This window comes from Gilvimarinus algae, from assembly GCF_030518215.1.
Taxonomy (GTDB): domain Bacteria; phylum Pseudomonadota; class Gammaproteobacteria; order Pseudomonadales; family Cellvibrionaceae; genus Gilvimarinus; species Gilvimarinus algae.
Window position 1 is genome coordinate 159,846 of sequence record NZ_JAULRT010000031.1, and the last position, 9,445, is coordinate 169,290.

Genomic DNA, 9,445 nt, shown 5'->3' on the forward strand with positions numbered 1-9,445 from the left:
TTCCTCTCTAGCTCTGGCCTCTACAGGTTTTTGCTTGTGAAATAAATTTTATATTGAATTTTCTCTGGGTTTGAGCTACTGTTCGTGTAATCGGTTACAGTTTGGCGCAGCTTGCCTGGGTGCCGGTGTTATAAGCGATCACAAGACTGGTCGGAGACAATAAGAATAGTGGTTGGGTTGCTCCCAGATTCTGTAGCGGTGCGTGCCAGCGCGCCCCGAAGGCTTTCTCTGTCTCTCGGCGGTTCAAATATAAGCATAAAAACGTTCGAGGATTCATAAGATGATCAAGCGCAGTGCGTTTTCTCCCCGCAGAAGTGCCTTAGCTCTGGCTATAGGTTGTGTGCTGGGGAGTCCAGGTCTCATGGCCCAGCAGGCAGAGGATTCGGCCAGCGAAGAAACGACCTTGCTGGAAGAGGTTATTGTCCGTGGGGTGCGTCAGTCCCAAGCCAAGGCCATTGATATCAAACGGGATTCGGACCGTATTGTCGACTCGATTGTGGCAGAAGACATCGGTAAGTTGCCTGACTTAACCATCACCGACTCGCTGCAGCGGGTCACCGGGGTACAGATTAACCGCGAAGCCAATGAGGGCACCAGCCTCAATATCCGCGGCATGCCCCAGGTGCTCACGACCTTAAACGGCGAACAGTTCTTAAGTCCCTGGAGTATCACCGGCATCGGCGCCAATTACTCCGATATCCCCGCCGGCATGATCAGTGGTGTGGATGTTTACAAGTCCCAGTCGGCCTCTATGGTGGCCGGTGGTATTTCGGGCGTGGTGGATCTGAAGACTCTTTCGCCACTGGCTATGGAAGAGGGGGTTACCGCCAACCTCCGTGCTGAAGGGTCATTCGGTGATCGCTCCAAGGATGAAACCAAACCCGATGGCAGCACCGGAACCCGCGATCCTGATTACAACGTCAGCGGATTTTTTGGCTACAAATTTAATGACGATCTCGCGTTTAACGCCGGATTGTTCAGCTCCGAGTCCTACAACGCCAATTATTCAATGAACCATGATTCGCGGTTTGCCTTTCTGGATCGTCAGAATGGTACGCCCACAGACCCTCTGGACTTTGATGGCGATGGCGACCTAGTCAATGACTGGTATCTGGTACCGGAAACCTACGGTGCCTCAAGCAGCTTTGTAACGCGTGAGCGTGAGGGTGGCTCAGTCAGTATCGAGTGGCAATTGACCGATAACTTCCGCTTGCGCGGTGACGCCTTTTACACCGAAATGGAGCAGTACGACCGTGGTGTGAGGGTAGCGTTCAACGCGAAAAGTGCGGTCAGCTCTTATCAGGTGAATGGTACACCTGGCACTGAATCGGATCTTTACGATGCACTGGAAGACGGGTCCGTCTTTAATGAGGCAGGGCAGTTCTCCTACGTAGAGGAGGCCGGCCAGGCTCAAACCGTGACCATTCACAGCCTGCAAGTCGCGGACGTGTTGGCTCCTGATTTCACCACGACCTCCTCCAACAACATTAACCGAACGGCGGCACTAAACACCAATGTCCAGCTGGACTACACTAACCACGACAACCTGACGGTCACCGCCCGCTACATTTATGCCGAGGCCGAGAAACGTTATCGCCAGGCGTCCTTGCAGCAGGGCACGCCGGCTTGGGAATGGGTAGACGTTGATGGTATTCCGGGCAAAGATCCTATTGACCCTTACGCTGTAACGGTTGATTACACCGGCGATTATCCTTCTTTCAATTTTGATAAAGACGTTTCCGACGCTGATCTCCTTGGGCGCTACCAAGCGATCGCCACCGGCAACAACACAGAAGGTCTTCTTAATGTGGCGCGGGTAGACGCCAACTTCGAATTTGACAACGGCGGCTTTTTTGAATCCGTTGACTTCGGGGTGCGCTACGGTGTGCGCGAGGCAGATTACACTGAGTTCTTTTATGTGACGCCCACCCAGCGCTACGCAAACGACCAGCGGATTCCCATCGACAAGCGCAATCAGCTATACAGCGGCAACCGCATTTGGCAGCGCTATCCGGATTGGCGGCTGTTCAATTACGACGACGAGCCTGCTGAGTTGATAGAGGCCGGCCTGTACAACAATGGCTTTACGGCGGCAGACACCTCGGTGTTCACCGATTTCGGCCCCTTCTCTGGCTTTGAGGGAGGTGTGTCCTCCGTTGACCCGGCGCAGTGGGATTCGCCGCTGGAGTTTATGAACCGTCTCTACCCAGGCACCCGTACGGTCGAAGACCCTTCGTATGCTTACAACGTCGAGGAAGCCTCGGCTGAGGTCTTTGGCCAACTGAATTTCGGTTCTGAGAGCGGGTTATTCGGTATACCCTACAGCGGGAATGTCGGTTTAAAGGTGATGCAAACGGACCGGACGGTCGAGCGCAATACCGTTCCTGAAGTGCTGGATGTGTTTAACTCTATTGGTGCTGTGGATTATCAGAAGCTCGCCTTCGTTTACGATATTGAAACCAAGGAGCGGTCCTTCACCCAGTACCTGCCGTCTTTTAACCTGAATATGTTCCCATCCGAAGATGTGGTGGTTCGCTTTGCCGCGGCTCGTACCACCTCGCGCAACGACCTGCAGAATGTTGGTTCCGGTTTGTTTCTCTGGTACAGCCAGTGTGAAAAGACGGACGAGAATGGCGAACGGGTTCTGATCGTCGACAGTGCAGGTAACCTGGTGGGTGAAACCGTTACCTGTGTCGGCGGCGGTAGTGACAACGGCAACATTGATATTGATCCCTGGATTGCCGATGTCTATAACACGTCCGCCGAGTGGTACTTCGATGAAAACGCTATTGTCGGCCTGGGCCTTTTCTATATGGATGTGGACACCTCGGTGAGAAGCTTTCAGGAGCAGCGCAACTTCGTCGACGGCGATGGCATTGACCGTGGTAGGACGGGCAACGTCTGGGCCACCGAGAATGCCAGCGGTTCTTCACTTTACGGTGTGGAGTTCGGTTATCGTCAGCCCTTTACCTTCCTGCCGAGCTTCTTGAGCTCCACAGGTATCGAGTTTAACTACACCTATTCACAGAGCGAGTCAGACGAGAAAGACCTGGAAGGCAATACCCTGCCGCTTCAGTCAAACTCCGAGCATCAAAGCAACTTGATTCTCTGGTACGACCATGCCGGCTTCAACGCTCGTGTGGCCTACAACTGGCGCAGTGACGAGTACGTGCAGCCAGTCGGTTTAAGCCCAGGTGGCGAAGCGATCAACCTGGCGACTTGGGCTGAGCCCGCCGGGTATCTGGACCTATCCTTGAGCTACTGGATCAACGAGCATGTCAGCGTCTACCTCAACGGTACCAATCTGACCGCGACAGATCGCAGAAACTACGCTCAGTACGAGGATCAGCTGCAAAGCATCAATGTTCAAGAGCGCCGTTATGCGGCGGGCTTTACTCTGACCTTTTAAGGCCAGTTCTCAGCTACTCGCCTCCCGCGCGTGGCGCGGAGGCCAAAAGAATAATGACGGAGTTTGGATATGAACATTAAATTACTGCCATGGGTCATCGTGACCGGTGCTCTGACCTTAACCGCCTGTGGCGGCGGTGACGGACTTTTGGGTGAAGACCAGGATGTCGACATGATGTATCCGGAAGCGGGCGTTGAAGATCCGACCGATCGTCCCCGCCCGCCGGAAAACGAGCCAACCATGACCACCGAGCAACAATTTCTCGTGGATGTGGGCGGCTATCCGGTCTTTCTGCGTGGTGCGACTCTCAAGTACCATCTCGACCCCCCCCAGATGATTAATGCACTGGAGCCGATGGCCGCCACAGGCGCCAATGCGGTGCGCCTGATGATCGACAGCAATGTCACCGCCGATGAGCTGGATGGCGCCTTGAGCACGATTGCCAACCAAAACATGGTGGCGGTGGTCAGCTTGACCGATGACGGTAGCTCACTGCGCTGCCAGGAAGACCCCAATGCCATTATTGATGCTGTAAACACCCTGTGGCTGGATAAGTGGATCGCGGTCTTGGCACAAGATCGTTTTCAGGGGCGGGTGATCATTAACATTGCCGACGGCTGGGGTCCTATGGGTATTTTTAATGCCTCAAGCCTGGGTTATCAGGAATATGTGGATACCTACAAAGCACTGATCCGCCGCTTTCGTGAGGCGGGTTTTAAGCTGCCGCTGATGATTGACGGCGCCAACTGCGGCCAGGATTTTAATGCTTTCCTGGTTGGCCGGGGGAAAGAGCTCCTGTCGGCTGACAGTGAAAAGAACCTGATTTTTGCCGCTGACGGTGAAGGCCAGCGCTGGGACAACGCCGATAAAATCATCACCGCTAATACGTTGCTTGCGCAGGAGGGCGCCCCCTTTGTGATGAACGCCTTTGGTGGGTCCGGGACGGGTGATTTCCCCGTTGACCAGAGCGAGTTCATGGCGCAGGCCGTGGGCGATACCGCCCTGGTGGTGGATACCCCCTGGGCCAGCAGCGACGATGGAGTGGGTTACCTGAACGCCTTTGGTGAAGCGCTCGATTTAACCGGCGGCGCCACCTCCTTGGACGTGTTCATGGACCGGCGTTACCTGGAGTTTATGCGGGTTTCCCCGGGCAGTTCCAACTATGCACCTAACGGCACCACAGGTATTGCGATGTACCTAATGGATGCCGATGGCAACCGACTGCGTCTGGGTATGTCGCTGGCGCGCGAGCTGCGTGAAAATGTGTGGAACAAGTTGCGCTTTGATATTCCAGCTGAAATCGATCCGGCGAATTTAATGGATGGCGCCACCGGGTTCGATCAAACGGCTGTGACTCACGTCGGTGTGGAAATTCTTGCCAACGGCAAGGCGGATACCTCAGAAGGGGAAATCAAGTTTGACAATATGAACTTGTTCCCCGGTGTACCGCCCATGTTTACTTCGGAGTTCAATACGGATGGCGACACCGAACAATGGATGGCGAGCAACTCCGAACTGTCTGTGGCTAATGGTAGCCTTCAGGCGCTGCCCACTGGAAGTCAGGTGGACTTCAGTATGGCGGCCTGGAACGGCGATGCCATTGGTTTGATCGACTTTAGCAAAACGCTCAATGTGACCGTGCGTATGTTCCTTTCCGAGGAATACGCGAGTGATATCCCGAACATGTGGATGCAGGCTTTTGGGCAGTTTGGTGAAGGTTGGTCCTGGAATGCAGTGCCGGTGTCTAAGGCGCCTTTGGTCGCCGGGCAATGGTCTGAGCTTAAGTACACGGTAAATTTCAATGAAACCGTGCAGCCACCCTCTGACATTCATACCGCCCAAGCATTTGGCTTGCAAGTAGGTGGTATTTCTACGCCTAAGTCTGATCCTATTATGATCGACTCTATTGTCATCGAGGATCCATCGGCGCGGCCCACCAAAGTGGTGACCGACACCCAGTACAAAGCGACGTTCAGCAGCGGTACAGAGGGCTTTGTCAATGCTGGCTGGGACGGCGGCCAAGTTGAAGTGTCCAGTGTCGATGGTGAGCTGGTAGCAAGCGTTCCGGCCGGTGATGGCGGTGCGGTTAACAAGGCCGATGTTAACTCAGTGCAAGAGATTAACTTTGGTGGCAATTTAACGGTGAAGGCACGGTTGTTCCTTCCGGAATCGTTTTCTGGTACGGAGTTCTGGATGACCTTCTTCTTTCAAAGTGGTGGTTGGCAGCATTTCCCATTTGGTGAAGTCGATATGTCGGTCATTAACTACGGTCAGTGGAACGATCTGGAGTTTGAAATTACGGATGAAGATTACCCAGAAGGCTTCTCTCGCACCCTGTCGCCACAGATGTTTGGCTTCCAGTACGGTGGCACCATTGCCGGCGAGTTTAAGCTGGACGATATCGAGATTATCGGTGACAGCATCGTGGATGATCTGCAGCCGATTTACGAGCAGGGCTTCAATACCATGGGTTCCGTGGAGGATCTCTCCGTGGATTTCACCAACGGTGCTTTGGATGCCGGTAGTGCCTTGGCAGCCAAGTCTATGGGATTCCACGTGGTGCCCTTCGGTTGGACTGCAAGCACTTGGTACGATACGAGCGCCCTGACGATCACTGAGGATGTAGAGGGGGAAGTGCTGACCGAGCGCGGCGAGCAAATCGTCAATGGCCCCACTGGTATTACCGCGACTTCTCTGCCGGTGATGTTCGAGTAACCTGCAGCGGGCCCCTGTTCATCTGATTTGCAAACGGGTGAGCAGGGGTCCCAATCCCGTCAAGGCGCTTTGTCGGCAATTTGTTGCCAAAGTGCCGAGACAATCGGGCTTTTAAGCCTCCTTTCCAGTACGCATATCCCCGTCTCAAAGGGCCCCAGGTCTGGTTGGCCTTCAATCACCCTTACCTGCTCCTTGAGTGGACTGTTCTCCAACACGATCAAGGGAACCAAGCCCACACCAAACCCGAGGCTCACCATACTGACGATGGCTTCGTTACCTTTCACCTCGGCATAGATATTGGGGCTTATGCGTTCCTGCTGACACCATTGATTGAAGCGCTCTCGTGCCAATCCCTCTTCCGAGATAATCATGGGCCGGTGCTTCCAGAGCCGCTCTTGCTCGGGTGTGTTGCGGGAGTTGGCCGCACAGATAAAGACCAGTGGCGAGCGGGCGATGGGTTTAAAGTCCAGGCCGGCTGGCAGTTTCTCTGGCTTTGCGGCGATGGCAATATCCTCAAAGCCGCCGGTGATGCGCTCAATGGCCTGGGCGGGGTCGCCCGTATGAAGCTTGATGTTGATGCCCGGGTGGAGCGCACGAAATTCAGTGAGGATGTCGTAGAGAAAGCTATAGCTTGCGGTTACCGAGCAGTAAATGCTCAGCTGGCCTTTAAGTTGATCAGCTCCCGCCCACAGCGATTCCTGAAAGGTTTCCCATTGCTGTAACGTCTCGCGGGCAAATTGGAGAAATTGGTGGCCTTGGTCGGTCAGGGCCACCGAACGATTGTCGCGCTCCATCAAGCGGGCCCCGAGCTCCTCTTCCAGCTGCTTGAGGTTGCGGCTGATGGTGGAAGGGCTGACGTGACATGTAGCCGCCGCCCGGCCAAAGTGGCTTGTCTCAGCCAGAGCCGTAAAGAGTCTGAGTTTGTGGATATCCATGTGCTTGTTGCTAATTCTGCAATATAAGATTGCGAATATATCATTTTACGTAACGCTGCGCATTCACTACACTGCCCGGGATTTGTCACTCACCCCACTTTTAAGGAGTCTGCTATGCAGGTTTACTACGATAAAGATTGCGACCTATCCATCATCCAAGGCAAGAAAGTGGCCATTATTGGCTACGGCTCGCAAGGCCATGCCCACGCCTGCAACCTGAATGACTCGGGTGTGAATGTCACCGTAGGTCTGCGCAAGGGTTCTTCATCCGTTGCCAAGGCTGAGGCTCATGGCTTGAAAGTAGCTGAGGTCGCCGATGCGGTTGCCGGCGCCGAGGTAGTGATGCTGCTCACGCCGGATGAATTTCAGGCTCAGCTGTATAAAGAAGAGATCGAGCCAAACCTAAAAGAAGGCGCCACCTTGGCGTTTGCTCACGGTTTTGCCATTCACTACAACCAGATCGTTCCCCGCAAGGATCTGGACGTGATCATGGTTGCGCCCAAGGCCCCGGGTCATACCGTACGCTCCGAGTTTGTGAAAGGCGGCGGTATCCCCGATCTGATCGCTATCTTCCAGGACGCCTCCGGCAAAGCCAAAGACGTTGCTTTGTCTTACGCGTCAGGCGTAGGCGGTGGTCGCACCGGTATTATTGAGACTACCTTTAAAGACGAAACCGAAACCGATCTGTTCGGCGAGCAGGCTGTTCTGTGTGGTGGCGCGGTAGAGCTGGTAAAAATGGGCTTTGAAACCCTGACCGAGGCGGGTTACGCGCCAGAAATGGCTTACTTTGAGTGCTTGCACGAGCTCAAGCTGATTGTCGACTTGATGTATGAAGGCGGCATCGCCAACATGAACTACTCCATTTCTAACAATGCCGAGTATGGCGAGTATGTGACCGGCCCTGAAGTGATTAACGAAGAGTCACGCGCCGCTATGCGCAATGCGCTCAAGCGCATTCAAAACGGCGAATACGCGAAGATGTTTATTGCGGAGGGTGCCCATAACTACCCATCAATGACCGCAAATCGTCGCAATAACGCTGCGCACCCCATCGAGCAAGTGGGTGAAAAGCTGCGTGCGATGATGCCCTGGATTCAGGCGAACAAAATCGTTGATAAAGCAAAAAACTAAGGCGCGCCGCGGCCTTGGTGGAGGCGAAGCCTCTGACGACAAACCCCTGCCTGGCGCAGGGGTTTGTCGTTTTTGTGGTAGGCTAGTGTTCGGCCTTGGAGAAGACTCTGGCCCGAAAACTCACAGCTGCGGGATCGAATAGTATGAGTGATGACGCGGACAAGCGTTTGAATAAAGAAAGCGACGACAGTTTGTTGCCGTTTGACGAGCATGTCGAGGAGGTTCAGGAGGGCGGTAAAAAAGTCCGCCACAAAGGTGTCTACCTCTTGCCCAACTTATGCACAACAGCGGCGCTTTTCAGTGGTTTTTACGCCATTATTACGGCTACTCAGGGGCGCTTTGAAGTGGCCGCCATCGCCATCTTCGTCGCGATGGTGTTTGATGGTATGGACGGTCGGGTAGCGAGACTGACCAATACCTCCAGTGCTTTTGGCGAGCAGTACGACAGCTTGGCCGACATGGTGTCCTTTGGTTTGGCGCCAGCCTTAGTGATGTTTAACTGGGCGCTGGTGGATTTAGGCAAGGTGGGGTGGGCCGCGGCCTTTGGCTTTGTCGCCTGCGCCGCGCTTCGGCTAGCGCGCTTTAACACTCAGATTGGCACCGTGGATAAGGGGGAGTTTGTGGGCCTTGCAAGCCCCTCGGCAGCGGCTTTGATTGCCGCCACCGTCTGGTCAGGTCACGATACGGATATGTCGCTACCGCTCGCCGTGTTGGCGGCGTTAATTACGGTGATAGCCGCTCTGTTGATGGTCTCCAATGTGCGCTATACCAGTTTTAAAAACATCGACTTTCGGGGGCGGGTGCCTTTTGTCGCCATGCTGGTGGTGGTTCTGGTCTTCGTGATTGTCAGTATCGATCCTGCCAGAGTCTTGCTGGTGATGGCATTGCTTTACGCCTTCTCGGGGCCCGCTTGCTGGCTCTGGCAGAGAAAAGGAATCTTGGCGCCGAAGCTGGCGCGTCGCGCCCAGGTGGGTGAGGAGACAAAAGAGGACGCTTAGCATCTCTTCTGCCACGGGCAAAAGGCGGCGTAAGCCGCCTTTTTTGTGTGTTTTTCGCCCGCACTGGTTGCAATTTGACCGGCTTTGGCTAAATTTTTAATTTGCTCTCAAAAAGCCTTGCGCGGTTTAGATTGGTGCGTATAATGCGCCCTCCTCGACACCGGCGAGGTTGATTGAAGGCTTGCGAAGCGGGCGTTTGATCAGCGTTTTTGGAAGGTGTTTGAGGCTTGGTAAAAACTTTTTCAAAAAGGGGTTGC

The 9,445-nt window shown here is 54.3% G+C and carries 5 protein-coding genes; 4 read left to right on the forward strand and 1 reads right to left on the reverse strand.

Annotation, left to right across the window (positions count from 1 at the left end; all coding sequences use genetic code 11):
• The first annotated feature begins 361 nt into the window (after positions 1 to 361).
• Positions 362 to 3,409: a TonB-dependent receptor gene (locus QWI16_RS01405; protein ID WP_302710929.1), complete on the forward strand. Its 3,048-nt coding sequence runs from the start codon at positions 362 to 364 to the stop codon at positions 3,407 to 3,409.
• Positions 3,410 to 3,478: 69 nt separating this feature from the next.
• Positions 3,479 to 6,124: a hypothetical protein gene (locus QWI16_RS01410; RefSeq protein WP_302710930.1), complete on the forward strand. Its 2,646-nt coding sequence runs from the start codon at positions 3,479 to 3,481 to the stop codon at positions 6,122 to 6,124.
• 59 nt (positions 6,125 to 6,183) lie between these two features.
• On the opposite strand, the gene ilvY is transcribed toward QWI16_RS01410, so the two are convergent.
• Positions 6,184 to 7,059, reverse strand: a complete 876-nt coding sequence (gene ilvY / locus QWI16_RS01415) for an HTH-type transcriptional activator IlvY (RefSeq protein WP_302710931.1) — start codon at positions 7,057 to 7,059, stop codon at positions 6,184 to 6,186.
• A 114-nt stretch (positions 7,060 to 7,173) separates the two neighbouring features.
• Here ilvY and ilvC point away from each other — a divergent pair, with 114 nt between their 5' ends.
• The gene (gene ilvC, locus QWI16_RS01420) at positions 7,174 to 8,190 is read left to right on the forward strand and encodes a ketol-acid reductoisomerase (RefSeq protein WP_302710932.1); all 1,017 of its coding nucleotides are present in this window, start codon (positions 7,174 to 7,176) and stop codon (positions 8,188 to 8,190) included.
• A 143-nt stretch (positions 8,191 to 8,333) separates the two neighbouring features.
• Complete coding sequence (pssA, locus tag QWI16_RS01425) at positions 8,334 to 9,188, forward strand: CDP-diacylglycerol--serine O-phosphatidyltransferase (RefSeq protein WP_302710933.1); 855 nt, start codon at positions 8,334 to 8,336, stop codon at positions 9,186 to 9,188.
• Positions 9,189 to 9,445: the final 257 nt, after the last annotated feature.

What these genes read in the sequence shown, in the direction of transcription:
- QWI16_RS01405 (WP_302710929.1), top strand. Translation starts at nt 362, where the DNA reads ATGGCCCAGCAGGCAGAGGATTCGGCCAGCGAAGAAACGACCTTGCTG.
- QWI16_RS01410 (WP_302710930.1), top strand. Translation starts at nt 3,479, where the DNA reads ATGAACATTAAATTACTGCCATGGGTCATCGTGACCGGTGCTCTGACC.
- ilvY (WP_302710931.1), bottom strand. Translation starts at nt 7,059, where the DNA reads ATGGATATCCACAAACTCAGACTCTTTACGGCTCTGGCTGAGACAAGC.
- ilvC (WP_302710932.1), top strand. Translation starts at nt 7,174, where the DNA reads ATGCAGGTTTACTACGATAAAGATTGCGACCTATCCATCATCCAAGGC.
- pssA (WP_302710933.1), top strand. Translation starts at nt 8,334, where the DNA reads ATGAGTGATGACGCGGACAAGCGTTTGAATAAAGAAAGCGACGACAGT.